We start from the raw sequence: 26,692 nt of genomic DNA on the forward strand, positions 1-26,692 counted from the left end.
TTGGCGCTATTCTAGCATATTTATTACTCCATATAGAGTGAAAAAGGTAAGTTTTACACAGTGTTAGCGATGTCAAGAGAAAAACCTCACAAAATTGAAAACTTTTTTTATATTTTTTGCTGGACTTTACTTAACTAATTGATAAATAAGGAAACGTCATTTTGCAATCAATTACTGTCCCGCATTGTACAATCCCAGTATTTATCAGCATTACCGGATCTTATTTTATTTTAATCCACAAAGTTATCCACAGTCTTTGTGGATAGAAAAATACGTTAAAATTTTTTTGAATTTTTTTATTTTACCCGTTGACAAACTATTACTCGATCATTAAAATGCGCCTCCGATTCACTGTGATACAGAATTTATTCCTCCTTAGTTCAGTCGGTAGAACGGTGGACTGTTAATCCATATGTCGCTGGTTCAAGTCCAGCAGGAGGAGCCAATTTCTCTTTTGGTTTAGGATTTGTTTGTCTCCTTTTACGAATTCTAAATTAGCAACCAAAAGATGTTAAACCCATCATTTTGATGGGTTTTATTTTTATCTTTTACCTTCCAAACAATACTACGCCACCAATCGATTCAAGGGTTGTGCCGTAAAGTAACGTTAACGCAAAGAAAATCATCATGCTACCCGCAACGATTTTTACTATTTGTCCGCTATATCGATTTAATGCTTTCGCCCCGTACCATTTCCCTAGTTGTATTGCTATATTCTTAGCATAACGCACCAAAATAGCAAAAAGGGAAAGCGTCAGCCCAGTGCCGATTGACATCGCTAACGTAGCAAAAATCCCCCAAATGAAAAGATTCGTCATATAAGCAAGGAAAAGCACAAAAATTGCCCCTGTACAAGGGCGTAAACCAATACTCATAATCACAAGAAATTGGCTTTTCCAACTATTGGCTTGTTTTAATTGAACCGCATTCGGTAAATGTTGATGTCCACAGCCACAATCCGCTTTAAAAGTGCGGTTAATTTTGACCGCACTTTGTAACGGCAAATGAGTCAGCCGAACGGATTTAATACGAAAGGCTTTTGCTGATTTTCTCGTTCCTTGATAAATCCAATAAATCCCAAGCCCGAGTAATAAAATTAACGCACTACGTTCCAACCATAATTGGCTTAATTTGAAATAGCGAGAGGAGAGATTTAGAATCACCACAATAATAGAGGTTGCAGTAATTGCCACGATCCCCTGCATAAGTGAGGAAAGTAAGCTTAATTTCACACTTTGTTTTAGTTCACTTTCATGCGTAGATAAATAGCTTGCAATAATAAATTTGCCATGGCCCGGCCCAAGCGCATGCAATACACCATATAGAAAACTTACTGTAATTAATAACACGCCTGCCGAAGTAGAATGTTGCTGAATAGCGTGAAGATTTTCAGATATCAATCGGTTAAACATCTGCTGCCACCCTATGGTTTTCATAAAAAGCCAAGGTAACAACCAAAAAATACCAATAAATACGGCAAGTAATGCAATCAACCATTTAAATGGAAAAACAGACTTCATAGCTACACCTACTCACACCAAATTTTTATTTTCTGTGCAAAAAGCATACCGAGAGAATCATCCTCATCCTTCCGAGTTTTATCGAGCGATGAGGCATAGAATCGTATTTTCTCATCCACATTTGGCTCAATGATTTCCCCTTTACAGTTTTCCGGAAGTGCAGAAAAATCGACCGCACTTTTTTCCTCCGGATAATACATAGAAACATAATAAGTCCGATCGTAAGTCATCAGCGTAAATTCGTTATTCTTTAATCGCTGAGGTTGTGCCAATAAAAAATCAAAATAGTATTGAACTTTTGCCTCTTTCTTATTTACACCATAATTTTGTATTTGTTTTTTATATTTAATTTTGTTGTTATTTTTATCAAAAAAATAACTAAAATAATGTTCGTTCACCACATTATTCATCACATCATCGATCAATTTTTGTTGCTCAACCTCACTCCGCACCTGCTTCATATCATACAGAATCGCTGAAGAACTTGGCTCATCCAATGTCCATTTCATCGAAAAGCCAATTAATTGATTTTGTTCAATCAACGGTTTACTTTGCATTTCAATAAAAGCATGAGGATGAGCAAATACCGTATCGGTATAAAATAAAGAAAGTAGTAATAGTCTTTTCATATTAGCCCTCATCTAAAAAATTCGTTTATTCTAGCATAGACAAAAAAATTCTAAAAAACGTTTACTTTATAATCAAAAATTAATAACTCATCGAAATTTATTGACTTACATCAATAAACAAGAAGATTGAATTTTATTTTTCAAGAGGTTTTATGTACTATGCACCTCGTCAAGTGATTGCTTGATATTCATAAAGTTCCTAAATAAAATAATCATAAATATATAGCTAAACTACTTTCCTACCACCCAAATCGGGTGGTTTTTTTTGCCTTCTCATTAGCTTATTTGCTAAACATCAAGTAAAATGACCGCACTTTTTTAACCAGTGAGAAAGAACGATTATGTCATCACAATTTGTTTATACCATGCATCGTGTCGGGAAGGTTGTTCCACCTAAACGGCATATTTTAAAAGATATTTCCCTAAGTTTTTTTCCCGGTGCGAAAATTGGGGTTCTTGGCTTAAACGGGGCGGGTAAATCCACTCTACTCCGCATTATGGCCGGGATTGATAAGGAGATCGAAGGAGAAGCACGTCCACAACCGGGCATTAAAATTGGCTATCTTCCACAAGAGCCAAAGTTAGAACCGCAACAAACCGTGCGTGAAGCCGTGGAAGAGGCCGTCTCTGAAGTTAAAAATGCGCTTACTCGTCTTGATGAAGTTTATGCCCTTTATGCCGATCCTGATGCGGATTTTGATAAACTCGCAGCAGAACAAGCCGAGTTGGAAGCAATCATTCAAGCACAAGACGGACATAATTTAGATAATCAGCTAGAGCGTGCCGCCGATGCATTACGTTTACCTGATTGGGACGCAAAAATTGAGCATTTGTCGGGTGGTGAACGCCGCCGTGTCGCACTTTGTCGCCTGTTGCTTGAAAAGCCGGATATGCTATTACTCGACGAGCCGACTAACCACCTAGATGCAGAATCAGTGGCGTGGTTGGAGCGTTTCTTACACGACTATGAAGGTACGGTAGTAGCAATTACCCACGACCGCTATTTCCTAGACAATGTGGCCGGTTGGATTTTAGAGCTTGACCGTGGTGAGGGAATTCCGTGGGAAGGTAACTACTCCTCTTGGTTGGAGCAAAAAGAAAAACGCCTAGCCCAAGAGCAAGCGGCGGAATCGGCTCGTCAAAAATCTATTGAGAAAGAATTGGAATGGGTTCGCCAAAATCCGAAAGGCCGCCAGGCGAAAAGCAAAGCACGTATGGCACGTTTTGAGGAACTCAATTCAGGTGAATATCAAAAACGTAATGAGACCAATGAACTCTTTATTCCACCGGGTCCACGTTTAGGTGATAAAGTGATCGAAGTACAAAATCTCACTAAATCTTACGGAGATCGTACCCTAATTGATGACCTTTCTTTCTCCATTCCGAAAGGTGCGATTGTAGGGATCATCGGGGCTAACGGGGCGGGTAAATCTACTCTATTCCGTATGCTTTCAGGTCAGGAAAAACCTGATAGCGGCTCTATTACAATGGGAGAAACCGTTGTTCTCGCCTCCGTAGATCAATTCCGTGATGCCATGGATGATAAAAAAACCGTGTGGGAAGAAGTATCAAACGGACAAGATATTCTCACCATCGGTAATTTTGAAATTCCAAGCCGTGCTTATGTAGGACGCTTCAATTTCAAAGGTGTTGATCAACAAAAACGGGTTGGCGAACTCTCCGGTGGTGAGCGTGGGCGTTTACATTTAGCTAAATTATTACAAGCAGGCGGCAACGTGCTCTTACTGGATGAACCGACTAATGATCTTGATGTAGAAACCTTGCGTGCATTAGAAAATGCAATCTTGGAATTCCCGGGTTGTGCAATGGTGATCTCCCATGACCGTTGGTTCCTAGACCGTATTGCAACCCATATTTTAGACTATGGCGATGAAGGCAAAGTCACCTTCTACGAAGGCAACTTCTCCGACTACGAAGAGTGGAAAAAGAAAACCTTTGGCACAGAGGCATTGCAGCCACACAGAATGAAATATAAACGTATTGCAAAATAAAAGGCAAGAAAAGTGCGGTTAATTTTAACCGCACTTTATAATTTCAGGAGTCAAAATGAAAAAATTATTACTCATTTCAATCATAGCATTGGGAGCGACAGCCTGTGTTTCAACCGAGCTCTCTAATCAAAATACCCCTTATGATGTCACAAAAGATGCCAGAATTCGTTTATACGGACAAAACGGACGACCATCTTTTCTAACAGTCAATATCGATGGTAAAAAAGAAAAAGTGACTATTGGAGGCGGTTTAGCACAAGCATTTAGTTCAATGGTTGGCGCTAAAGGAAACGAGAGTATTGGAATGCCGGAAACACTATTAAGTAAAAATCCATCTGCACATTCAAAATTCTTATCTGGCATCTTTTTTAAAGAATTTGTTATTCCGGCTAACACCGAAGTGCAAGTAACCAATGAAATTATTCCACTGGACAGCACTCATACGCATTACACAACAACGGAAAAAATTACTACTATTATCAAAGGAAAGGGCTGTAAAGGAAATACTATCACCTTTATTCCTGAAGCCGGTAAAGACTATGAAGTTGCACCAATAAGCACCAATCGTGAGTGTGGTGTTACTCTTTATGAAATCAAATAGAAATAGAGTGTTTATTTAGGAGTGATTATGTTAATTTCTTTGCACGTTTTCTGTGCATTTTTAAGTTTAGGGCTTTTAATTGTTCGCGGCATAATGCAATTAAGTGGGAAAGATTGGCGAGCCATAAAACTGTTAAAAATTTTACCGCACTTAGCAGATACGCTTTTAATTATAAGCGGAGCAATCATATTTTTCCTATTGCCTTTTGAATTGGAAACTTGGCTTATTGCTAAACTCTGTCTGCTCATTTTGTACGTTATCTTTTCAGCAAAATTCTTTGGCAGAAAAGTAGTAAAAGCCAATCCAATATTTCTACTGCTTTCTCTCATAAGCTTTATTGGTGCGATTCTCATTGCTTATCTCCATTAAGTTGAGATTGAGATATAAAAAATCCATCTTTAAAGATGGATTTTTATTTTTCTAACCGCCTACTATCTTCACGGTGAAACCTTTTTCTTCCAGTAATCGTTTGAGCAACTCTCTTTTTTCACCTTGGATTTCAATATCACCGCCCTTTACAGAACCGCCTGTACCACAGCGTTTCTTGAGTTCCGTAGCAAGTTTTTTCAATTCTTCATCCAATAAATCTAATCCGGTAATGACAGAAACAGCGGCACCTTTTCGACCGCTGGTTTGTCGTTGAATACGCACAATACCATCCCCCTTAGGTCTTGATGGTTGAGCTTTTTCTTCTTTAATTCGCCCACTTTCAGTGGAATAAACTAAAACAGATTCGGACATAATTATGGTGCAATAGAAGCGTTAATAGAATGAAGCACTTCCGCCGGATTTTCAGCTTGTGTAATCGGGCGACCAATCACTAAATAATCAGAACCGGATTTAATTGCCGCGGCCGGCGTCATTACACGACGTTGATCGCCAAAATCAGCACCAATCGGACGAATTCCGGGGGTAATTAATTTGAAATCGGCACCACAGCTATTACGTAAAATTTCCACTTCTTGCGGTGAGCAAACTACGCCGTCTAATCCTGCACGCTGCGTTAAATGTGCAAGGCGTAATACCTGTTCCATCGGTGAAGCATTAATACCAATTTGAAGTAAATCCAAATCTTCCATACTGGTTAAAACAGTTACGGCAATCAAAAGTGGCGCATCTTTACCATAAGGCTCAAGAATTTTTTTCGCTTCTTCCATCATTTTTAAACCGCCACTAGCGTGAACATCCACCATCCATACGCCTAAATCGGCGGCAGAACGCACTGCTCTAGCCACAGTATTCGGAATATCGTGGAATTTTAAATCAAGGAAAACGTCAAAATTACGTTGATGTAGTTGTTTTACAAAATTCGTTCCCAACGTGGTAAACATTTCTTTGCCGACTTTTAAACGGCATAAACTTGGATCAATTTGATCAACTAACGCAAGCGCTTCTGCTTCTGTTTCGTAATCAAGTGCAACAATAACTTTGCTAGTCATAAATTTTCCTCTTTAATGATGTTCTTGTGCGGATAATGGTTTAATCGTTTCCCAATGACGGCAAGACGGGCAATTCCAAAGTAGTTTATGAAGTTGATAACCACAATTTGAGCAGCGATAAACTGCGCTCTGTTTGATACGTTCCCCTACCATTTTGTGAAGCAAAACCAGGCTTTCTTTTCCTCGGCCTTCTTCTGCATCATCAATTTGATATTGGATAAAACGATGGAAAATAAGTGTGCTTGGATTTTTCGTTAATCGTTGGTAAAGATTAGCTTGTGCCGACGATTTTCCATCTTTTTCTTCAATTAATTTTGCAAGTGCTAAATCAACCTCATCATTCTTAGTTACTTGCCCTGCCCGGATTAAAAATAATTCAAAATTATCAAGCTGATTTAATTCTTTATGACAATATTCTAAAGTGGGTAAAACTTCTCCAATATAATCAGCGTTTTGATAAAGTACATTTTCTAATGTCTTAATTGCTTGTTGATAAGCTCTTTCTTCAATATCTAAATCTGCTAACAATATTGAAGCTCTAACACAGCTTGAAGAAATTTGTAGCGCTTTTTGTAAAATTCGACGTTTTTCGACCGCACTTTCAGTACTCAAACTTTGAGTATATTCACAATAACATTGAGCTAATTCAACATTATTAGCTTTAGGATGAATTTTTGCTAATTTTTCGGCAATATTCACCGCTTTTTTCCACTCTTTTGTTTTTTGATAAATTAACAAAAGTTGTTGTAATGCGTTTTCAGCAAATTCCGGTTCATCGACCAATAAAATATAAAGATTTTCTGCACGATCAAGAAAACCGATAGTCATAAAATCACGTGCCAGCTGTTGTTTAGCAAGAAGTTTTTGCTCAAAAGAATAATTAGGACTACGATCAAGAGCCTGATGAATACGTAACGCCCGATCAACTTCTCCTCGAGAACGGAATAAGTTACCAAGAGTTAATTCGGCTTCAAATTGTGAACGACTTTCTATATCATTTTCAGCCTCTTGCTTTTGTAATATATCCAAAAACAAATCTACTGCTTTATCAGTTTGATTAGAAAGCAAAAAATTGACTCCCGTAACATAATCACGGGAGAGTTTATTACTAATACCTTCCTGATCTTTCTTAGCACTACGCTGCCCCATATACCAACCATAAGCAGCAGCGATAGGCAAAAGCAGAAAGAGCAACTCAAGCATTATTCTGCCTTAGCCTTATCACGAATGCTTGTTAATTCATTAATTTGTAAAGTTTGACGTTTAATTTGACGGCTAAGAGACATATTTTTTAGTTTCAATTTTAAGTAGAAGAAACCAGTAATAAGCCATCCTAAAATTAATCCTAAACCAAACAAAATAGCAACAAGTGTTGAAAGTTGGAACTGACTTTCTGCAAAAATATAATTGAACGTAATTATTTGATCATTATTCGCACCAATTGTAACTGCTACAAGCACGATGGCTAAAGTAATTATAAATCCTAAAATGTATTTAATCATACAAGATCCTTTAGAAAACGTTTTCTTTATTATGCCAAAGTTTCTAATGAAAAACGACACCTAAGTGTCGCTATTTCATCTATTTCTAAGAGAATATATCTACACGTTCTCTCAGTTCTTTACCCGCCTTAAAATGAGGTACACATTTAGCATCTAATTTCACAGAATCGCCTGTCTTCGGGTTTCTACCGAGGCGGGGCTGACGATAATGAAGAGAAAAACTTCCAAATCCCCGAATTTCTATGCGGTTCGCTTCTTCCAACGATTGTGCAATAAGTTCTAAAATATCTTTCACAATAGCTTCAATTTCTTTTACAGGTAAAGAAGGATGTTTAGCAGATAAATTTTCAATAAGTTCTGATTTGGTCATCATATTTCTCCTTTATTTCTAATTTAGTATGCTTATGACAACAAGTTTTATTGATAATTCATTTACCATATGAATTATCAATAAAACTTGAAGAAAAAAGAAGGCTGGGACAAACCCAGCCTGACAGAATAAATTAATTATTCACCTTTAGCTGCTTTAAACGCTTCAGCCATTGCATTCGGAATAGCAACTTCTTCTTGTTTGTTATTCACGCTTGCAACTGCCGCAGCTTCTTCAGCTTGAGCTTTTGCTTTTACAGATAAATGAACAATACGGGCTTTACGATCTACACCGGTGTATTTCGCTTCAACGACATCACCTGCCGCCACTTCATCAGTAAGATCTGCCGCACGAATATAACCTTCAGCTCCGCCTACTAATTCTACTTTAGCGCCTTTTGCATCAGCTTCAACCACAGTTGCAGAAACTACCGCACCCTTCTTATTGATTGCGATGAAGTTATTAAACGGATCTTCTTCAAGTTGTTTGATACCTAAAGAAATACGCTCTTTAACTGCATCTACTGCTAATACTACTGCAGAAACTTCGTCACCTTTTTTGTAGTTACGAACCGCTTCTTCACCTGATACATTCCAAGAAATATCAGATAAATGAACTAAACCATCGATTCCACCTTCAAGACCGATAAAGATACCGAAATCAGTGATAGATTTAATTTTACCGGTTACTTTGTCGCCTTTATTGTGAGTTTCAGCAAATTGAGTCCACGGGTTAGGTTTACATTGTTTTAAGCCTAAAGAAATACGACGACGTTCTTCGTCAATTTCTAATACCATGACTTCAACAACATCGCCTAAGCTAACCACTTTAGACGGATGAATGTTTTTGTTAGTCCAATCCATTTCAGAAACGTGAACTAAGCCTTCAACACCATCTAAGATCTCAACAAAACAGCCATAGTCAGTTAGGTTAGTTACTTTACCGGTTAATTTGCTGTTTACCGGATGATTTTCAGCGATAGCAACCCATGGATCTTGACCTAATTGTTTTAAGCCTAAAGACACACGAGTACGATCCTTATCAAACTTCAATACTTTAACGGTTACTTCATCACCGACATTCACGATTTCGCTTGGGTGTTTAACACGTTTCCAAGCCATATCCGTGATATGAAGTAAACCATCAACACCGCCTAAATCAACGAACGCACCGTAATCAGTTAAGTTTTTAACAATACCTTTAACTTCCGAACCTTCAACAAGGTTTTCTAACACTTGTTCACGTTCTTGGCTATTTTCTGACTCAATCACTGCGCGACGAGAAACCACAACGTTATTACGTTTTTGATCTAATTTGATCACTTTGAATTCTAATTCTTTACCTAATAAGTGATCCGCATCACGAGCAGGGCGAGTATCAACTAAAGAACCAGGTAAGAATGCACGAACACCGTTTAGCTCAACTGTGAAACCGCCTTTTACTTTACCGTTGATTAAACCGATAACAGTCGCTTTTTCTTCATAAGCTTTTTCTAATTCAATCCAAGATTCGTGACGAACCGCTTTCTCACGAGAAAGCTTAGTTTCACCGAAACCATCTTCAACTGCATCTAATGCAACATTCACCGTATCGCCGACTTGAACTTCAAGTTCACCTTGTGCATTTAGGAACTCAGCAACGGGAATTGCAGATTCGGATTTTAAACCGGCATCAACAAGGACGAAACCTTTTTGAATAGCTACTACAGTACCGCTAACGATTGAACCTTGACGGGTTTCAAGGCCTTTTAATGATTCTTCAAAGAGTTGAGCAAAAGATTCTGACATATAAATAATCTTCTTTAAAAGTTAATAACATCCACATTTTATCCATAAGATGTGGGGTTGAGAATAAACGTCTATTCATCCTTGAATAAACAAAGTTAAGTATTTTTACGTTGTTGAATATAAGCCATCGCTTGAGCAATCACGTCATCAATACTCAATGTTGTACTATCAAGTAACAACGCATCTTCAGCCGGCTTAAGCGGAGCGACCCCACGATTTCTATCACGAAAATCCCGTTCCTTTATCTCGGCCAAAACCTGTGCAAAGTTACCACTAATTCCCTTGCTTTGCAACTGTTTGTAGCGCCTTTTTGCACGTTCTTCGGCACTTGCATCTAAAAAGAGTTTTATCTGAGCATTGGGAAATACCACGGTTCCCATATCACGTCCGTCAGCAATGAGGTTATTATTTTTGGCAAAATCCCGTTGAAGTTGCAGTAGTGCCGCTCTAACTTGTGGAAAAACAGCGATTTTTGATGCGGCATCCGCTGTTTCTTGAGTGCGAATTAAACGGCTTACATTCTCTCCGTTTAATAAAATCTTCACTTCCCCATCTTGCGGAACAAATTGAATATCCAAATTACCTGCCAATTCCGCCAACGCAAATTCATCGGATAAATCGACCGCACTTTTTAGCGCAGCCAATGCTGTAACACGATAAATCGCCCCACTATCTAACAAGGCATAACCTAATTTTTCCGCTAACGCATAGCACAATGTGCCTTTTCCCGCCCCACTTGGGCCATCAACGGTAATAATTATTCCCATAAGAAATCCTATAATTTGTCTAACATACCTAAAACCAATGCTGAAGATTGCTTCGCCGCAAGCGGTAAAAATTCCTCAAAAGACAGACTCGCTTCCCCATCTCCACTATCAGAAATCGCACGTACAACCACAAAGGGCACATTAAATGCATAGCACACTTGAGCGATTGCCGTTGCCTCCATCTCGACCGCTATCACATGAGGGAAATCCGCTTTGATTTCCGCAATTTTATCTTCGCTATGAATAAAGCTGTCACCGGAACAAATTAACCCACGTTTTACCGATTGCCCCTGTGCTTCAGCCGTTTTTTGTGCAAGATCCGCTAATTTCTCATCAGACAAAAATGCAGCGGGATTAGCCGGAAGTTGACCTTTTTCATAGCCGAATGCCGTAACATCCACATCGTGATAACGGGTTTCATCGGAAATGACAATATCGCCGACTTTTAATCCTTTCGCTACGCCACCGGCTGATCCCGTATTGATCACAATATCTGGTTTTGTCAGTTGTAGTAAGGCGGTAGTTCCGATTGCAGCGGCGACTTTACCGATCCCTGATTGCAACAAAGCAACGGATTTTCCATTAATTTTTCCCTCAAAAATGACCGCACTTGCTACTCTTGTTTCGATCTTATCCGTCATTAAGCCTTTCAGTATTTCGACTTCTTGCGCCATTGCACCAACAATACCTATTTTCATTTTTCTCTCTCCTTTTCCAATTTATTCACTAAATAATCTAATACAGCCACACTGTAATCATCGTTATAAAGCGTGCTTGCCGTGAGTACATATTTCCCACCAATCACCACATAAGGATAGGTAAAAACACCATATTCTTCCGTTAATTCAATGGAATCTTTTACTTTTTCCTTTATCTCCGAAGAATGTTCGGTTTTTGCAAAGATTTGTTTATCAAGTCCCTGCTTCTCTGCCCATTTTAGCATTTTTGCCGGTGATGCCAGTTCGACATAACGTGATTTTTCTGCCGTTTCAAACAATAATACATCCGATAATTCCCCTGCTTTTAATGCTTTCAATGTGTAGAACACCTTTGCACTAAATTGATTTTCGATGGTTGCCACCGGATATTGTTCCAACACAATTTTGTCAGGGCGCATTTGACTATAGAATTCCAAAATATCTTGCGCGGACGAACACACTCGACAATCATAATCAAAAAAGAATTGAATACGAATTTTCTTATCTGCACGCAAAGGATGAACCACCGGTTCTTTATAGGAAAAATAATCACGCCCGTCTTCAAATCCTAATGTATTTGCAGACGGCAAGTGCGGTTGATTTTGTACAGAAAAATCTTTTGGATTCGTTTCTGCGAAAGCAAATTGCGTTGCAATACCAAATAACGCAAGATTGCCCCATCGCCACTTTCTTACTTTACTCATCTATGGGTTCAATATGCTCGACTAATAATTGGATGTTACGATTACCACGAAATTCATTTATATCCAGTTTATAGGCTAAACGGGCCCGTTTAATGGATAAATCGGGATACAGTCGGGTATCAACATTAAAGGCAATGGCATCTAAAAGTGGGCCGCCCTGTTTCGGTTCAACCAACATTTTTAAGTGATTTTGCCCTTGCCCAATTGCACGTTGATCCAAAATTTTAAATTCACCGTCAAAGCAAGGCTCGGCAAATGCCTGCCCCCAAGGACCACCATTTTTTAACAATTCCGCCGTTTCAAGGGTGAATTCATTCGTTCCTAATTCGCCATCTGTCCAAATTATGCCTTGTAAATGCGTTTCATCCAACCAATCTAGCACTGTTTGATTAAAAATTTGTTGAAATTGGCTAAAACATTCTTCACGAATACTTAAACCGGCCGCCATTGCATGTCCACCAAATTTTAAGATCATATCGGGATATTGAGAATGAATTCGTTCTAATAGATCACGGATATGTACCCCTTCAATAGAGCGGGCAGAACCTCTCAATACTCCTTTTTCATCTTGCGCAAAAGCAATAACCGGACGATGATACTGATCTTTAATGCGAGACGAAACGATGCCTAACACACCTTGATGCCAATCCGCTTGATAAAGCACGATACCTGTTGGCAAGGCATTAAAAAGTGCGGTGAGATTTCGGCAAATTTCCAGTGCCTCAAGTTTCATTCCCGCTTCAATTTCTTTGCGTGTTTGATTAAGTTGATCAAGTTCCAAAGCAAGTTCACGCGCAGTTTGCATATCTTCCGCAAGTAATAATTCCACGCCAATAGACATATTATCCAATCGCCCCGCCGCATTTAGACGAGGGCCAATAGAAAAGCCAAGATCGCTTGCTGAAAACTGCTCAACATTACGATTCGCTACTTCCGCTAAAGCAATAATCCCCAGTCGACAATATTTAGCCCGAATACGCATTAAACCTTGATAAGCTAAAATACGATTATTCTGATCAAGCGGCACGACATCAGCAATCGTACCAAGCGCTACGAGGTCTAACAGTTCTGTAAAATTAGGTTGGTTTTCCGCCGTAAAAATACCCAACTCACGAAATTTCGCCCGTAGCGCCAGCATCAAATAAAATGCGACCCCTACGCCAGCCAAGGATTTTGAAGGAAAATCACATTGATTTAAGTTAGGGTTCACAATAGCATCAGCCGGTGGCAGTCTATCCGGAGGCAGATGATGATCTGTCACTAAAACCCGAATTCCTTTTTCTTTCAAAAAAGTAATTCCGTCAAAAGAAGATACACCATTATCCACTGTCATGAGTAATTGCACGCCTTTTTCAATCGCCATCTCAGCTACGGGAGTACTCAATCCATAACCTTGTTCAAAGCGATTTGGCACCAAATAATCAATATTCGTAAAACCAAGCTGACGAAGTGCTAATATCGCTAATGCCGTACTTGTTGCCCCGTCAGCATCAAAATCCCCCACAATGACAATTTTTTGTTGGGTTTGATAAGCCGACACCAACAATGCAACCGCCTGAGTAATGCCATAAAGCTGATTCGGATTTAACATAGATTTTAAAGTGCGGTCTAATTCTTGCCTGTTTTTAATATGACGGGCACGATAAAGGCGATCCAATAAAGGATGTTCGGAAACAGAACCTCCGATTGGGATTTCACGGCGTTTAATGAGTTTATTCACTGGGGATTAATTCATAAGTAAAGAGCTGTTAAACCAACAGCTCTTTTATAAAATACAACGTTGTTTTTATTAAACAAAAATCAATTATTACTTGCTTTCTTTCAGCGCAGCCAATAAATCTGACGGTTTTAAATATCCGCCGATTATCTCACCGCTTGAAGTAATAACTCTCGGTGTGCCGCTTACACCGAATTGAATACCTAACTTATAGTGTTTTTTCACAATATTAGGTATTTTAACTTCTTTCGGCAATCTACCACTTTCAGCTTCGTTTAAAGCAAAAGCAGGATCTTTGGCAGTCCAAATAGCTTCCATTTGTTTTGCAGTTTCACTTCTCATGCCACCACGAGGGAAAGCTAAATAACGCACGGTAATACCAAGATCATTATATTCTTTTAATTGTTGATGTAATAAATGACAGTAGTGGCAAGTAATATCCATAAAGACAGTAACAACGTATTTTTCATTTTTTGCCGGATAAACAATCATTTCATTTTTATAAGAATTGAGTTTATCCACCAATAACTTACCGCTCACATCCACAGGACCTTTGTTTGTTAATTCGTACAGTTTCCCCTGAAAAGCATATTTACCGTCTTCCGTTACATAAATAATTCCTTCATCGGTTACGGCTGTTTTAACACCGCGAACAGGCGAATTTTTGATGTCAATATTTTTCGCGTCAAGTGCTTGTAATTGGCTTTTTATTGCTGAATCATCAGCCATTGCACTTGCTGCCGTAACACATAAAAGTGCGGTTAACATTTTCTTCATTTTTCATTCCTAAATTTGCTAAATTAAGCGAATCTGGGATTATAGATAAATTACCAATTTCTGCAACCCTAGCTACCCAAAAATAAGAAAATAGCATATAATCCACCAGTTTAGAGTTAAAGCAAATTTATTATGTTTGAAATAAACCCCGTGAAAAATAAAATCGCCGATCTTTCCGACCGCACTTCCGTGCTTCGGGGGTATCTTTGACTTCGATACTAAAGTCGAACGTTTAGAAGAGGTCAATGCTGAATTAGAACAGCCTGAAGTATGGAACGACCCGGATAAAGCCCAAGCCTTAGGAAAAGAGCGAGTAGCGCTTGAACAGGTGGTGAATACCATCAATAATTTAGAACAAGGCTTGGAAGATGTGGACGGATTACTTGAGCTTGCAATAGAAGCTGAGGATGAAGAAACCTTCAAAGAAGCCATCGCAGAATTAGAAACGCTTGAAATACAACTAGCTCAATTAGAATTTCGTCGTATGTTCAGTGGAGAACATGACGCCTCTGATTGTTATGTCGATTTACAAGCCGGCTCAGGAGGTACAGAAGCGCAAGATTGGACGGAAATGTTATTGCGCATGTATTTACGTTGGGCGGAAAGCAAAGGTTTTAAAACGGAATTGATGGAAGTTTCCGATGGTGATGTCGCAGGTTTAAAATCTGCCACCATCAAAATCAGCGGTGAATATGCCTTTGGTTGGCTACGTACTGAAACCGGCATTCACCGTTTAGTACGAAAAAGCCCTTTTGACTCCAATAACCGCCGTCATACCTCTTTTAGCGCCGTGTTTGTTTATCCTGAAGTCAATGATGATATTGATATTGAAATTAATCTAGCAGATTTACGGATTGATGTTTATCGTGCTTCCGGTGCCGGAGGTCAGCATGTCAATAAAACCGAAAGTGCGGTGCGAATTACCCATATTCCGAGCGGTATTGTCGTGCAATGTCAAAATGATCGTTCCCAACACAAAAATAAAGATCAGGCAATGAAGCAATTAAAAGCAAAATTGTATGAACTGGAGCTACAAAAGAAAAATGCAGATAAACAAGCTATGGAAGACAATAAATCGGACATTGGTTGGGGCAGTCAAATTCGTTCTTATGTGTTGGACGATTCACGCATAAAAGATCTACGTACCGGTATCGAAAATCGTAACACGCAAGCCGTACTTGACGGCGATTTGGATCGCTTTATTGAAGCCAGTTTGAAGGCGGGTTTATAATTAGATCAATAGTAAAAAACTAGGCAAATAGATGAGAAATAAATGAGAAATATTGATTATAAGTCTTTGAAGTTACTTGATCTTATCATTAAAGAGCAGGGATTTGAAAAAGCCTCAAATAAATTAGGCATTACTCAGTCCGCTGTGTCACAGCGGATTAAGCAACTAGAAAATGAATTTGGTGAATTATTAGTCACTCGTACAGCGTCTCCAAAGCCAACCGCTCTTGGGCAAAAGTTATTAAAATTACTTAACCATGTCCGTTTAATTGAGCACGATATTTTTGATAATGGTGGCATAGACATCGAAATAATCCCAATTTCCATTAATGCAGATTCCCTTGCCACCTGGTTTTTACCCGCTGTTAATGAAATACTTACGGATCCATCTTTACGTCTTGATATTAATGTAAAAGATGAAACTTATACGTTAAATAGCCTATTATCAGGCAATGTTGTCGGAGCAGTAAGCACTCATTCAAAACCGATCATTAACGGCAAATGTGATTATATTGGTTCTTTAGACTACGTTTTTGTATCTTCACCAAAATTTGCAGACAGATTCTTCCCTCATGGCGTTAATCAAGAGAGCCTACTAAAAGCACCTGTTCTGGCATTTTCTACTGAATTTGATCAACACAATTTATTCCTGCAAGAATATTATGGTATGAGTCCCGGCAATTTAATTAGCCATATAATTCCTTCCTCTGAAGCCTATATACCACTCATTCTACAGGACGTGGCCTGCACTATGATTTCTCGCCAACAAATTGAAAAAGAACTTGCAGCTGGCACAATTGTAAATTTAGAACCCCAATTAGTACAGCACAAAAAACTGTATTGGCATCGTTACAATTTAGAATCGGAATCTATCCAACGTTTAACTAGATGTATAATTGAAAACGGTCAAAAATTATTGCAATATAAATGCTCTTAAAATAAACCGCACTTTTGAAATATTTATCGATAAAAATACCCCACCAAAGTGGGGTATTCGTTCGGAGTGATTTATTACCTATACAAATAAAGTGACAACCATGAATATGATTATTCAACGATAATTTTCACCTTATACCGCCCATCGTCTTGTTTATATGCACCGTGAATATCAGTGGCAAACCCAGGATAATGAGTACCTATTTCACATAGCATTAGTAAGAATTCCAAAATCGGGCGACTTTCTTCGGTGATCATTTCACCCGGCATAACCAGTGGTACTCCCGGAGGATAAGGCAAGATCATATTAGCATTAATTTTTCCAATCATATCTTCAATATAACAATCTTGCACAGAACCGCTCAATTCTAGCTGGAAAGCTTTATTTGGAGTCATTACCATCTTCGGTAAAATATCAAAGGCTTTGTACATTAGTTCCGGTAAATTATGTTTACAAATCAATTGATGAATCCCATGGGCTAGGGTTTGAATCCCCATTTTTTCATAAAACTCCGGCGACTCCGCATACACTTCAGCTAGAATATCCTTCACAAGTACATTTTGATCATAGAGAGCTTTAAACTCATTTAATCCTTGTACCAAACTTACTGCTTTAGTGTCATCAACACCGATACTGATGAGTACTAATAAATTATAAGGTCCTATTTTTTCAATAATGATACCTTTACTATCAAGGAATTTGGACACTAATACGGCGGGAATACCTGTTTCTTGTAATTGCCCTTCTTTGCTCAAACCAGGGGTTAATAGCGTGACTTTGATTGGGTCTAAATACATATGTTCACTATCAATATGTTTGAAACCATGCCAAGATTGATTTGGCTCAAGCTCCCAACATTCGGTGCAATCAATATTCTCAGGCTGCCAAACATTAAAATACCAATCATCACTAGCTAAATACGACTGACGAATAAGTTTTCTTAATTTAACCGCTCTTTCAATAGAATCTTGGATCAAGCGTTTTCCCATATTGTCATTCATCATTGCCGCAGCAACCTCAGTAGATGCCACAATCCCATAATTTGGTGAGGTAGAGGTATGCATCATATAAGCTTCATTAAAAACATCTTCGTCAATCTTACCTTTAATATGAATCATGGAAGCTTGTGAAAATGCAGCTAGCAGTTTATGAGTAGATTGGGTTTCATAAATCACTTTATTCGGTAGTTGAACACCTCCCATTCCCGTTTTACCTCGGTAAATTGGGCTGAAATTGGTATATGGGACCCAAGCAGAATCAAAATGAATGGACTTTACATTTAAATTTTTTTTGATTTTATCGGTGTTGTAAAACAAACCATCATAGGTAGAATTAGTGATTACTGCATGTACCGGCCAACTGGCGTTTTGTGTCGTAGCAATTTTTTGTTTGATAACATCATCGGTAAATTCACTTTGAGGAATTCCCCCCAACAAACCATAAGCATTACGGGTAGGTTTGAAATAAATAGGTACAATATCACTCATCATCAATAAATGAGTAAGCGATTTATGGCAATTGCGGTCAATCAACACTGTTTTGCCAGCTGGTACAGAATACATTCCTACTACTTTATTGGCGGTAGATGTGCCGTTGGTGATGATATAACTGCGATCTGCATTAAAGGTTTTGGCAATATATTTCTCTGCTTCAGCATGAGGTCCAGAATGATCCAATAATGAACCTAGTTCTCCTACCGAAATAGAAATATCAGATTTCAAGGTATTTTCACCGAAGAAATCATAGAAAATCGTGCCTATTGGTGATTTTTGAAATGCGGTGCCGCCCATATGTCCTGGTGTACAGAAGGTATATTTTCCCTCATCAACATATTTAAACAGGGCTTTAGTTAAGGGAGGAGTAATTTTGTCTAAGTAATTTGTTACCGCTTTTTCAATTTTGTACAAAATATCCTGCTCCGAATAAAGATTACTCTCAATGTATTGCACGTTATTTTCTAAACTTTCAAAATCCAACTCCTCATCATTTTCCGAGTCTTTTAACAAGAAAATAGGTAAGTTTTCATTAATCATATTCATTTTCTTCACTAGTTCTTGGCTAAAAAAATCATCGTTGAAGAAATCCATATTAAGTAGCACAGCCACAATTCGGGTATTATTCTTAATCAAATTTAATAACTCCGATCTCAAACATACTTCAAGCACTTGATAGTTCTGCCGCTGTAAATAATGTGTTAGAGATTTGGTATAATACGTCGTTTTATTGTAACCCATAACGATAGTTTTCATATTAAACTCCTTTACTTACTGTATTGACTGATTTGTTACCAAGCTTTTTGGCATAGAAGGCAAAAATGGTGAGGGAAACCAATACTGTGGCTGTAATTTGATATTTCTCTGCTCCCGCTAAGGCGATAAAACAAAATAAAATCGCTAATACGGAAGCAACAAGACTGATAGTGCTTTTGGTAGTCATCCCCTCAAAGCGGAGCAAGTTAATTGCCGAATAGAAATAAGGGAACATAGTGAGCATTACTGCAATGCTAGTTAATTGAGTGAATAAATCTGCTGCATTCGATCCACTAGCACTGACAATAGTGATGAGAACCATTAAAATAGTCATCATTGTTGACGCAATGATTAAGCCTTTTCTTGGAACATTATTGTTATCTGTTTGTGCAAAAACAGTCGGAAAATTACCATCTTTGGCTGCTCGCAAGCCAGCCTGTCCGACTAACATCATCCAAGACCCCAAAGAAGTTAAACAAGCAATAGCAGTAAAAGCAGATACAAAAGGTTTTACCCAATCCCCCACCATTTTTGCCGAACTGATAGCAAAAGGCGCACCAGATTGTGCAATTTCTCCATTTGGAAACATGCCTGAAATTGCCTGTGATGCGGAAATGTAAATAAGACCTGCAACAGTCGTTCCTAGTAAGGTAGCCAGTGGTACGGTACGTTGTGGATTTTTCACTAATCCGCTACTTACGGCAGCGGATTCCACACCAACAAATGCCCACAAGCAGAGCAACACAGAATTGATAATAGATTTGGACGAATCAATCGTTGGATCACCAAGCCAGTTAGCTTGGTAAATATTTATATCAAACCAAGCCCAGCCAAAAATTGCTGTGCCAACTACAGGAATCAAAACAAGGATTAGCCCGATAGATGTTAATTTACTTACCCAAGCTCCACCTAATAAATTTACAAAAGTGAATAACCAGACTACAGCGATAACTGCAATTGCCGCTGGAATTGGCTGATTAAGAATGGGAAAAAAGACTGAAGAATAAGCAATCGCCGTAATAGCGATGGCAAGATTGCCAATCCAATTAGCGTGATAATACATAATTGAGGTTTGATAACCCAACAGCGGGGAAATTTCGCCTGCATAGGCAACAGGTCCTCCCTCTTGTGGGTTTTTCGTACTCAGCCTCGCAAATACATAGGCAAGTGCTAATGCACCAATGGTAGCAATAATCCAGCCAATAATAGAAATCGATCCTATCTTGGCAAGCCCTGCCGGAAGTAAAGCGATTCCGCTTCCCATCATGTTACCTGCAACCACCGCAATACAGGTAAAAAGCCCTATTTTTTTAGATGATGTCATTCATCTCCTCCTTACAATTTCATGAGTATCGTTTTTGTCAGCCAATACAACGAAATCAGATTGGCTAATCAAATATTATATTGATTAGATAAACTTAACATTGATCATGATCATAATTTTTACTGATAATTTAATATTAAAAATTAATTTAACTTATGATAAAGTAGTAGGGAGCTTAATTAGACTGAAGAGAAAAATGATTAACATTTAACTGGAACTAAACTGAATTATAAGAAGATGAAAGAAGTGATTGTTTTGTTCACTTGATAAATCAGATATAATCAACCCAACAATTGTACAGGAGATTCAATATGTCAGAACCACAAACCCCAGAAATTGATCTTCAAGGCGAAATGCTCGTTCGCCGTGAAAAATTAGCTGCGTTACGCGCTAAAGGTAACGCGTTCCCGAACCAATTCCGCCGCGATTCGCTTGCACAAGATTTGCATAATCAATACGAATCAGAAGAAGGCGAAGCATTAAAAGAAAAAAATGTTGAAGTGACTGTTGCCGGCCGTATTATGACCCGTCGTGCAATGGGTAAAGCAACCTTTATCACATTACAGGATATGAGCGGTAAAATTCAGCTTTATGTAGCTCGCGATAACCTACCGGAAGGAGTGTATAAAGATGATGTCGGTCAATGGGATTTGGGAGATATTGTCGGAATTAAAGGAACATTATTTAAAACCAAAACTGGCGAGCTTACGGTTAAAGCAAGTGAAGTTCAACTATTAACTAAAGCACTTCGCCCATTGCCGGATAAATTCCACGGCTTAACAGACCAAGAAATGCGTTATCGCCAACGTTATTTAGACTTAATTTCTAATGAAGAATCCCGCCGTACTTTTATCATTAGATCAAAAGTCGTCGCAGGCATTCGTGAATATTTCATTTCAAAAGGTTTCATGGAAGTAGAAACGCCAATGTTGCAAGCGATTCCGGGAGGAGCATCCGCCCGTCCGTTCGTGACACATCATAATGCTCTTGATGTGGATATGTATTTGCGTATTGCGCCGGAACTTTATTTAAAACGTTTGGTAGTCGGCGGTTTTGAACGGGTATTCGAATTAAATCGTAACTTCCGCAATGAAGGGGTTTCCGTTCGCCATAATCCGGAATTTACTATGCTTGAATACTATCAAGCCTATGCGGATTACCATGACTTAATGGATAACACCGAAGAATTATTACGTAAACTCGCTATTGATATCCTTGGCACAACTATCGTGAAATACGGTGAATACGAATTTGACTTTGGCAAACCATTTGAGCGTATTACATTACATGACGCAACCATCAAATATGGTGCGGAAAAAGGCATTGTAAAAGAAGATTTATACGATTTCGACCGAGCCAAAGCTACCGCTGAACGTTTAGGCATTGAGGTGCAAAAATCTTGGGGATTAGGCAGTATTGTCAATGCAATTTTTGAGGAAGTGGCGGAACACCATTTAATTCAACCGACTTTCTTAATGGCACATCCCGCAGAAATTTCACCGCTTGCCCGTCGCAATGATGAAAATCCGGAAGTCACCGACCGCTTTGAATTATTTATCGGCGGACGTGAAATCGGCAATGGTTTTTCAGAATTAAACGATGCAGAAGACCAGAATGAACGCTTTGATGCTCAAGTTGCAGCAAAGGAAGCAGGGGATGATGAAGCCATGTTTAAAGACGAAGACTTTGTTGTTGCATTAGAACATGGTTTACCGCCAACCGCAGGAGAAGGATTAGGAATCGACCGTCTAGCCATGCTTTATGCAAATGCGCCGTCTATTCGCGATGTAATCCTCTTCCCGGCAATGCGACAAAGATAAACGAATTAATCTACACTTAAAAAGGAAGCCGTTTGGCTTCCTTTTTCGTATCAACCATCTAAAAACACCTTTATTTGGCTGTATTTTTCATTTAAAACATCCACTTTACTACCGAATAAGCAGCTTAAAGGTACTCAATGCAACAAAATATAAAAAAATCTACTCTCATTATGAGTATAGATTTTTTCATCAATCAAAAGGATAAATTAAAGAATATTTTTCTCACCGCGGGAAAGGCTGATCAACCCTGAACGAACAATTTCAAGTAGTGTTGTTTCTTCCTTCACTGCCGCCACAAAAGCATCTAATTTATCTTTTGTACCGGTTAATTGAACCGTATAAGATTTAGGCGTAACATCCACGATCTGACCACGGAAAATATCGGTAAGACGTTTAATTTCATCACGTGATGCCCCCGTTGCACGGATTTTTACCAGTAGAACTTCACGTTCAACATGTTCATGCTCACTTAAATTGATCACTTTAAATACATCAACCAACTTATGTAGTTGCTTTTCAATTTGCTCCAGCACTTGTTCATCACCCACCGCTTCAATGGTCATCCGTGATAACGTAGGATCATCCGTTGGTGCAACGGTAAGACTTTCAATATTGAATGCACGTTGAGAGAATAAACCCACTACTCGTGATAGCGCACCGGACTCATTTTCTAATAAAACAGACAAAATTCTACGCATTATTCATTCTCCCCTTTTGTTTTACCTAAAATCATTTCATTCATTGCTCCACCACGCACTTGCATAGGATAAACATGTTCACTTTCATCGACATTGATATCGACAAATACCAGTTTATTTTTAAGTTTGAATGCTTCTTCTAATTTACTCTCCAACTCATCTGGCGTCGCAATTTTAATCCCCACATGTCCGTAAGATTCTGCCAATTTCACAAAATCCGGTAAGGAATTCATATAAGTTTGCGAATGACGCCCTGAATAAATCAAATCTTGCCATTGTTTCACCATACCTAAGAAATGATTATTCAAACAAATAATGACAATAGGAATACCATATTGGGTTGCAGTAGAAAGTTCCTGAATATTCATTTGGATACTGCCGTCACCGGTAACACAAACAACCTTGGCGTTAGGTTGGGCAAGTTTTGCTCCTAACGCGGCAGGTAAACCAAACCCCATTGTGCCTAACCCGCCCGAGTTAATCCAGTGACGAGGCTTATTGAACGGGTAATGTAACGCTGCAAACATTTGATGCTGTCCTACATCTGAAGCGACATAAGCCTCTCCGTTGGTAATCCGATAAACAGCTTCCATCACTTGTTGAGGTTTAATCACACCCGAAGTGCGGTCGAAATCCAAGCAGTTTTTTGCTTTCCATTCATTAATCTGTTTCCACCAATCCTCAAGATGATTTTGCGGGTGGTTTCCCCCTTCTTCTCCCAATAAACTTAAAAACTCCGTCAGCACATTCTTCGCACTGCCTACAATCGGAATCGCCACTTTCACATTTTTAGAAATCGAGGCCGGATCGATGTCAATTTGAATCACTTTTGCATACGGGCAATATTTATCGAGGTTATTTGTCGTGCGATCGTCAAAACGTACGCCAATTCCTAAGATCAAATCACTTTCATGCATGGCATTATTAGCTTCATAGGTTCCATGCATCCCCAACATGCCTAAAAATTGCTTATCGCTTCCCGAATAAACACCTAACCCCATTAAAGAAGAGGTAACCGGTAAATTCAAGCGCTGTGCCAATTGGGTTAATTCCTCACTACATTCGGCGGCAACCGCCCCGCCACCCACGAATAAAATGGGTTTCTTTGCCACTAATAAGGCTTTTAATGCTTTTTTAATCTGCCCTTTATGCCCATTTACCGTTGGATTGTAAGAACGCATTTCAACAGATTTTGGATATTCATAAGGTAATTTATGATCTGGATTTACCGTATCTTTCGGAATATCAACAACAACAGGGCCGGGACGACCGGTTGATGCAATATAAAATGCTTTTTTGATGATTTCAGGAATGTCTTCCGCTTTTTTTACAATAAAACTGTGTTTTACGACAGGGCGAGAAATCCCAACCATATCACATTCTTGGAAAGCATCACTACCAATTAAATGTCTCATTACTTGTCCTGAAATCACAACCATTGGTATAGAATCAGCATAAGCCGTGGCGATACCGGTTATGGCATTGGTCGCACCGGGACCTGACGTGACTAATACGCAGCCCACTTTACCTGTTGCACGTGCATAACCATCCGCCATATGAACCGCGGCTTGTTCATGACGTACAAGAATGTGTTCAATTCCGCCAAGGGTATGAATCGCATCATAAATATCAAGTACTGCTCCCCCCGGATAGCCAAACAAATACTCTACCCCTTCATCACGTAGTGATTGCACTACCATTTCGGCACCGGATAATTTTTTCATAATTCACTCCTAAAATTGACCGCTCTTTAATTGATTATTAACTGATATTTTCTGGATTTGTATTCATCATACTGGCAAAAAAATCTTTGTCTAGATACCCTACCAACATAGGAACCCCAAAATAACAAAATAAAAAACTAAAAAACACTAAAAATAAAACATAAAATAAAATAAATTTAGTTAAAATACAAAAAAATGCGACTTTATGTCGCATTTTATAAAAATAGTAAAATTTTATTTTTTATTTGCTTTTTTGAGCCGGATCACATTTTTAACGTTTTTTCACGATAAAAACGAGTATAACTAGGGATACTGCCGTTGTAATAAACCCGGCCACTCCGGATTCTGTAAAACCAACCGTGATATAACCGATACAACTTGCCATCGCAACCGTTAAAGCATAAGGTAATTGGGTTGTGACGTGATCCATATGATTACATTTTGCTCCGGTAGAAGAAAGAATCGTTGTATCTGAAACCGGCGAGCAGTGATCACCACATACAGCTCCAGCCATTACAGCAGAAAGACAAGGCAACATTAATTCCGGTGCTGCATTCATTGCCATTGAGGCTGCAATCGGTAACATAATACCAAAGGTTCCCCAACTTGTACCTGTAGAAAATGCCATTGCCGAAGCAAGAATGAATAAGAGAACAGGTAAAAATTGAACGGGTATATTATCAGAAACCAAAGAAGACAAATATTTGCCCGTTTGCACATCACCGACAATTTTATTGATTGTCCAAGCAAAAAATAAAATTGCAATTGCCCCTAACATAGATTTAATACCTAGTTTCCATGCACGAGCATACTCAAAAAAACTGATCTGACCATCCAAGATAATCAAAATCGTTGAGATAACGACCGCACTTGAGCCTCCAATAACAAGAGAGACACCCACATTAGTATTTTCAAAAGCGCCTAATATGGAAAACCGCACACCGGATTTGGCAAGCGTATCGGCACCACTATAGATCATCATTGAAACGGTTATGACGATCAAAATCACTATCGGCAGGATCAGACTCCGCACACGACCTTTCGTTCCCAAATCTTCTTCCAACTCATGATTTTCACGCGCCATTGCTGCTTTTTCATGACGAGCCATGGAAGCGATATCAAATGAAAAATAAGCAACAAAAAATACCATAAGTAAAGCAAAGATCGCATAGTAATTCATTGCACTCATTGCCACAAATGCCCCAATTGGCGTGTATTCAGTAATGGAATAGGTGGTTAATAAACCTGCCACTAAGGTAATAATATAAGCTCCCCAACTTGAAACCGGCGTCATTACACACATCGGTGCAGCAGTAGAATCAAGGATATAAGCTAATTTTGCACGAGAGACCTTGAAACGATCGGTAACAGGACGGGCAATAGCCCCTACAGCAAGGCTATGAAAATAATCATCAATAAAGGTAACAAAAACCAAAGAAGCGGCTAATAATTTTGCTCCACGGCGATCCTTAATCCGCTTTTGAGCCCATTCCACAAATGCACGGTTACTACCGGATACCGTTAAAAGTGCGGTTAAAATACCAAGCAAAAGTAAAAAAAGAACAATATTCATATTTGAATTAATTGCGCCATCATTGTACACCAAGGAAATAATGTTATCTTTCAGATAAATAAGGGTAGGTAAAATTGAGGCATGATTGAGCATCAACGCACCAACTAAAATCCCTGCGCTCAGGGAAATTAATACACGACGTGTTGCAATCGCTAGTATAATCGCCAGCAATGCGGGAAAAATAGACCAAATTGAAGAAGAATAATCGATAAGTTCCATTAAGTTACACCTAAAATTAATGGAGACAACGGTAAGAAAACGGGATAATAATGACCCCCACCTAACCGTAGCGCTCCATAGCTATTCACTATGACAGTAACGTTCCTTTCAGATACGCCACCAACCAGTTAAAACGACTTTTAACTGATTTCGGCAACTACTCCTTTCCTTTTTCGTCATCGCTATCCACTCGGAAAAAATACTTATAGTAATCGCACCTCTACTTTGTAAGGAGTCGGAAGATTACAGGAAAACAGAAGAAAAATCTAATAAATTCTATAAATCACTTTAATTTGTCAAGATCCATAATGAGATAATAACCATAATAAATATTTAAAAATAACGTTCATCACATCATTTAGCTTAATTTTATTTAAATTTAAGATTTACCTTAT

General features: G+C 38.7%; 24 protein-coding genes, 1 tRNA gene and 1 riboswitch. Of the genes, 7 read left to right on the forward strand and 18 right to left on the reverse strand.

What is annotated here, in order from left to right; all coding sequences use genetic code 11:
• Positions 1-369 precede the first annotated feature (369 nt).
• Positions 370-445 (forward strand) — tRNA-Asn (locus FEE42_RS02915).
• Positions 446-548: 103 nt separating this feature from the next.
• Here the strand turns inward: FEE42_RS02915 and zevB are convergent.
• Together zevB and zevA are read right to left on the reverse strand one after the other, a co-directional pair.
• On the reverse strand, positions 549-1,520 hold the full coding sequence (gene zevB / locus FEE42_RS02920; protein WP_164027678.1) for a zinc transporter permease subunit ZevB: 972 nt from the start codon (positions 1,518-1,520) through the stop codon (positions 549-551).
• A gap of 8 nt (positions 1,521-1,528) precedes the next feature.
• A complete protein-coding gene (zevA, locus tag FEE42_RS02925; protein ID WP_059366510.1) occupies positions 1,529-2,149 on the reverse strand; it encodes a zinc transporter binding subunit ZevA in 621 nt (206 codons plus the stop codon).
• A gap of 341 nt (positions 2,150-2,490) precedes the next feature.
• Here zevA and ettA point away from each other — a divergent pair, with 341 nt between their 5' ends.
• From ettA to FEE42_RS02940, 3 genes are read left to right on the forward strand one after another with little or no spacing between them, the layout of a single operon-like run.
• On the forward strand, positions 2,491-4,161 hold the full coding sequence (ettA, locus tag FEE42_RS02930) for an energy-dependent translational throttle protein EttA (protein ID WP_164027679.1): 1,671 nt from the start codon (positions 2,491-2,493) through the stop codon (positions 4,159-4,161).
• 55 nt (positions 4,162-4,216) lie between these two features.
• The gene (locus tag FEE42_RS02935; protein WP_059366521.1) at positions 4,217-4,762 is read left to right on the forward strand and encodes a hypothetical protein; all 546 of its coding nucleotides are present in this window, start codon (positions 4,217-4,219) and stop codon (positions 4,760-4,762) included.
• Positions 4,763-4,789: 27 nt separating this feature from the next.
• Positions 4,790-5,131 (forward strand): SirB2 family protein, encoded by a 342-nt coding sequence (locus FEE42_RS02940; protein ID WP_164027680.1) that lies wholly within the window; start codon positions 4,790-4,792, stop codon positions 5,129-5,131.
• A gap of 51 nt (positions 5,132-5,182) precedes the next feature.
• Here the strand turns inward: FEE42_RS02940 and yciH are convergent, their stop codons facing one another.
• The 11 genes from yciH to dsbC all read right to left on the reverse strand — a co-directional run bounded on the left by yciH (position 5,183) and on the right by dsbC (position 14,523).
• Positions 5,183-5,503: a stress response translation initiation inhibitor YciH gene (yciH, locus tag FEE42_RS02945; RefSeq protein WP_059366525.1), complete on the reverse strand. Its 321-nt coding sequence runs from the start codon at positions 5,501-5,503 to the stop codon at positions 5,183-5,185.
• Between the two features lie 2 nt (positions 5,504-5,505).
• Positions 5,506-6,201 carry an orotidine-5'-phosphate decarboxylase gene (pyrF, locus tag FEE42_RS02950; RefSeq protein ID WP_059366526.1) on the reverse strand — a complete coding sequence of 232 codons (696 nt, stop codon included), beginning with the start codon at positions 6,199-6,201 and terminating at the stop codon, positions 5,506-5,508.
• 12 nt (positions 6,202-6,213) lie between these two features.
• A complete protein-coding gene (gene lapB / locus FEE42_RS02955) occupies positions 6,214-7,404 on the reverse strand; it encodes a lipopolysaccharide assembly protein LapB (RefSeq protein WP_164027681.1) in 1,191 nt (396 codons plus the stop codon).
• Positions 7,404-7,703 (reverse strand): LapA family protein, encoded by a 300-nt coding sequence (locus FEE42_RS02960; RefSeq protein ID WP_059366530.1) that lies wholly within the window; start codon positions 7,701-7,703, stop codon positions 7,404-7,406. The genes lapB and FEE42_RS02960 overlap by 1 nt, the downstream gene beginning before the upstream one ends.
• Positions 7,704-7,788: 85 nt before the next feature.
• Entirely contained in the window at positions 7,789-8,073 is a 285-nt protein-coding gene (locus tag FEE42_RS02965; protein ID WP_059366533.1) for an integration host factor subunit beta, read from the reverse strand.
• Positions 8,074-8,210: 137 nt separating this feature from the next.
• Entirely contained in the window at positions 8,211-9,860 is a 1,650-nt protein-coding gene (gene rpsA / locus FEE42_RS02970) for a 30S ribosomal protein S1 (RefSeq protein ID WP_077587061.1), read from the reverse strand.
• 95 nt (positions 9,861-9,955) lie between these two features.
• Positions 9,956-10,627 carry a (d)CMP kinase gene (gene cmk, locus FEE42_RS02975; protein WP_164027682.1) on the reverse strand — a complete coding sequence of 224 codons (672 nt, stop codon included), beginning with the start codon at positions 10,625-10,627 and terminating at the stop codon, positions 9,956-9,958.
• An 8-nt stretch (positions 10,628-10,635) separates the two neighbouring features.
• Positions 10,636-11,325: a 5'-methylthioadenosine/adenosylhomocysteine nucleosidase gene (locus FEE42_RS02980; RefSeq protein ID WP_164027683.1), complete on the reverse strand. Its 690-nt coding sequence runs from the start codon at positions 11,323-11,325 to the stop codon at positions 10,636-10,638.
• Positions 11,322-12,029, reverse strand: coding sequence for a thiol:disulfide interchange protein DsbA/DsbL (locus FEE42_RS02985; RefSeq protein ID WP_059366540.1), 708 nt, complete (start codon positions 12,027-12,029; stop codon positions 11,322-11,324). Before FEE42_RS02985 ends, FEE42_RS02980 begins: the two co-directional genes overlap by 4 nt.
• On the reverse strand, positions 12,022-13,749 hold the full coding sequence (gene recJ, locus FEE42_RS02990; RefSeq protein ID WP_164027684.1) for a single-stranded-DNA-specific exonuclease RecJ: 1,728 nt from the start codon (positions 13,747-13,749) through the stop codon (positions 12,022-12,024). Before recJ ends, FEE42_RS02985 begins: the two co-directional genes overlap by 8 nt.
• Before the next feature lie 87 nt (positions 13,750-13,836).
• Positions 13,837-14,523 (reverse strand): bifunctional protein-disulfide isomerase/oxidoreductase DsbC, encoded by a 687-nt coding sequence (gene dsbC / locus FEE42_RS02995; RefSeq protein ID WP_059366544.1) that lies wholly within the window; start codon positions 14,521-14,523, stop codon positions 13,837-13,839.
• A 132-nt stretch (positions 14,524-14,655) separates the two neighbouring features.
• Between dsbC and prfB the strand changes: the two genes are divergently transcribed.
• Positions 14,656-15,754 (forward strand): peptide chain release factor 2 gene (gene prfB, locus FEE42_RS03000; protein WP_110890447.1). Its coding sequence is split into 2 segments (ribosomal slippage): positions 14,656-14,730 and positions 14,732-15,754, totalling 1,098 coding nucleotides; the frame shifts between segments, so codons are not numbered across the junction.
• 42 nt (positions 15,755-15,796) lie between these two features.
• Positions 15,797-16,690, forward strand: coding sequence for a LysR family transcriptional regulator ArgP (locus FEE42_RS03005; protein WP_059366548.1), 894 nt, complete (start codon positions 15,797-15,799; stop codon positions 16,688-16,690).
• A gap of 110 nt (positions 16,691-16,800) precedes the next feature.
• Here FEE42_RS03005 and FEE42_RS03010 read toward each other — a convergent pair whose 3' ends face one another.
• Together FEE42_RS03010 and cadB are read right to left on the reverse strand one after the other, a co-directional pair.
• Positions 16,801-18,939, reverse strand: coding sequence for a lysine decarboxylase LdcC (locus tag FEE42_RS03010; RefSeq protein WP_164027685.1), 2,139 nt, complete (start codon positions 18,937-18,939; stop codon positions 16,801-16,803).
• A 1-nt stretch (position 18,940) separates the two neighbouring features.
• Positions 18,941-20,263, reverse strand: a complete 1,323-nt coding sequence (cadB, locus tag FEE42_RS03015; protein ID WP_059366552.1) for a cadaverine/lysine antiporter — start codon at positions 20,261-20,263, stop codon at positions 18,941-18,943.
• A 311-nt stretch (positions 20,264-20,574) separates the two neighbouring features.
• Here cadB and lysS point away from each other — a divergent pair, with 311 nt between their 5' ends.
• Positions 20,575-22,083 (forward strand): lysine--tRNA ligase, encoded by a 1,509-nt coding sequence (gene lysS, locus FEE42_RS03020; protein WP_059366554.1) that lies wholly within the window; start codon positions 20,575-20,577, stop codon positions 22,081-22,083.
• A 206-nt stretch (positions 22,084-22,289) separates the two neighbouring features.
• On the opposite strand, the gene ilvN is transcribed toward lysS, so the two are convergent.
• The 3 genes from ilvN to FEE42_RS03035 form a co-directional block, all read right to left on the reverse strand.
• Complete coding sequence (gene ilvN / locus FEE42_RS03025) at positions 22,290-22,781, reverse strand: acetolactate synthase small subunit (protein ID WP_059366557.1); 492 nt, start codon at positions 22,779-22,781, stop codon at positions 22,290-22,292.
• The gene (locus FEE42_RS03030) at positions 22,781-24,505 is read right to left on the reverse strand and encodes an acetolactate synthase 3 large subunit (RefSeq protein WP_164027686.1); all 1,725 of its coding nucleotides are present in this window, start codon (positions 24,503-24,505) and stop codon (positions 22,781-22,783) included. Before FEE42_RS03030 ends, ilvN begins: the two co-directional genes overlap by 1 nt.
• Before the next feature lie 271 nt (positions 24,506-24,776).
• Positions 24,777-26,297, reverse strand: coding sequence for a Na+/H+ antiporter NhaC family protein (locus tag FEE42_RS03035; protein ID WP_059366560.1), 1,521 nt, complete (start codon positions 26,295-26,297; stop codon positions 24,777-24,779).
• A 60-nt stretch (positions 26,298-26,357) separates the two neighbouring features.
• Positions 26,358-26,528: riboswitch (Lysine riboswitch) on the reverse strand.
• Between the last annotated feature and the right edge of the window lie 164 nt (positions 26,529-26,692).

The organism is Rodentibacter caecimuris (genome assembly GCF_010587025.1).
Lineage (GTDB): Bacteria > Pseudomonadota > Gammaproteobacteria > Enterobacterales > Pasteurellaceae > Rodentibacter > Rodentibacter caecimuris.

Excerpts from the sequence above, each read along its gene's own strand:
- FEE42_RS03035 (WP_059366560.1), bottom strand. The coding sequence starts at position 26,297 with ATGGAACTTATCGATTATTCTTCTTCAATTTGGTCTATTTTTCCCGCA.
- zevA (WP_059366510.1), bottom strand. The coding sequence starts at position 2,149 with ATGAAAAGACTATTACTACTTTCTTTATTTTATACCGATACGGTATTT.
- cmk (WP_164027682.1), bottom strand. The coding sequence starts at position 10,627 with ATGGGAATAATTATTACCGTTGATGGCCCAAGTGGGGCGGGAAAAGGC.
- FEE42_RS02980 (WP_164027683.1), bottom strand. The coding sequence starts at position 11,325 with ATGAAAATAGGTATTGTTGGTGCAATGGCGCAAGAAGTCGAAATACTG.
- cadB (WP_059366552.1), bottom strand. The coding sequence starts at position 20,263 with ATGACATCATCTAAAAAAATAGGGCTTTTTACCTGTATTGCGGTGGTT.
- FEE42_RS02935 (WP_059366521.1), top strand. The coding sequence starts at position 4,217 with ATGAAAAAATTATTACTCATTTCAATCATAGCATTGGGAGCGACAGCC.
- rpsA (WP_077587061.1), bottom strand. The coding sequence starts at position 9,860 with ATGTCAGAATCTTTTGCTCAACTCTTTGAAGAATCATTAAAAGGCCTT.
- ilvN (WP_059366557.1), bottom strand. The coding sequence starts at position 22,781 with ATGCGTAGAATTTTGTCTGTTTTATTAGAAAATGAGTCCGGTGCGCTA.
- yciH (WP_059366525.1), bottom strand. The coding sequence starts at position 5,503 with ATGTCCGAATCTGTTTTAGTTTATTCCACTGAAAGTGGGCGAATTAAA.
- FEE42_RS02985 (WP_059366540.1), bottom strand. The coding sequence starts at position 12,029 with ATGAGTAAAGTAAGAAAGTGGCGATGGGGCAATCTTGCGTTATTTGGT.
- dsbC (WP_059366544.1), bottom strand. The coding sequence starts at position 14,523 with ATGAAGAAAATGTTAACCGCACTTTTATGTGTTACGGCAGCAAGTGCA.
- lapB (WP_164027681.1), bottom strand. The coding sequence starts at position 7,404 with ATGCTTGAGTTGCTCTTTCTGCTTTTGCCTATCGCTGCTGCTTATGGT.
- FEE42_RS03030 (WP_164027686.1), bottom strand. The coding sequence starts at position 24,505 with ATGAAAAAATTATCCGGTGCCGAAATGGTAGTGCAATCACTACGTGAT.
- FEE42_RS02940 (WP_164027680.1), top strand. The coding sequence starts at position 4,790 with ATGTTAATTTCTTTGCACGTTTTCTGTGCATTTTTAAGTTTAGGGCTT.
- FEE42_RS02960 (WP_059366530.1), bottom strand. The coding sequence starts at position 7,703 with ATGATTAAATACATTTTAGGATTTATAATTACTTTAGCCATCGTGCTT.
- FEE42_RS03005 (WP_059366548.1), top strand. The coding sequence starts at position 15,797 with ATGAGAAATATTGATTATAAGTCTTTGAAGTTACTTGATCTTATCATT.
- FEE42_RS03010 (WP_164027685.1), bottom strand. The coding sequence starts at position 18,939 with ATGAAAACTATCGTTATGGGTTACAATAAAACGACGTATTATACCAAA.
- zevB (WP_164027678.1), bottom strand. The coding sequence starts at position 1,520 with ATGAAGTCTGTTTTTCCATTTAAATGGTTGATTGCATTACTTGCCGTA.
- lysS (WP_059366554.1), top strand. The coding sequence starts at position 20,575 with ATGTCAGAACCACAAACCCCAGAAATTGATCTTCAAGGCGAAATGCTC.
- pyrF (WP_059366526.1), bottom strand. The coding sequence starts at position 6,201 with ATGACTAGCAAAGTTATTGTTGCACTTGATTACGAAACAGAAGCAGAA.
- FEE42_RS02965 (WP_059366533.1), bottom strand. The coding sequence starts at position 8,073 with ATGACCAAATCAGAACTTATTGAAAATTTATCTGCTAAACATCCTTCT.
- ettA (WP_164027679.1), top strand. The coding sequence starts at position 2,491 with ATGTCATCACAATTTGTTTATACCATGCATCGTGTCGGGAAGGTTGTT.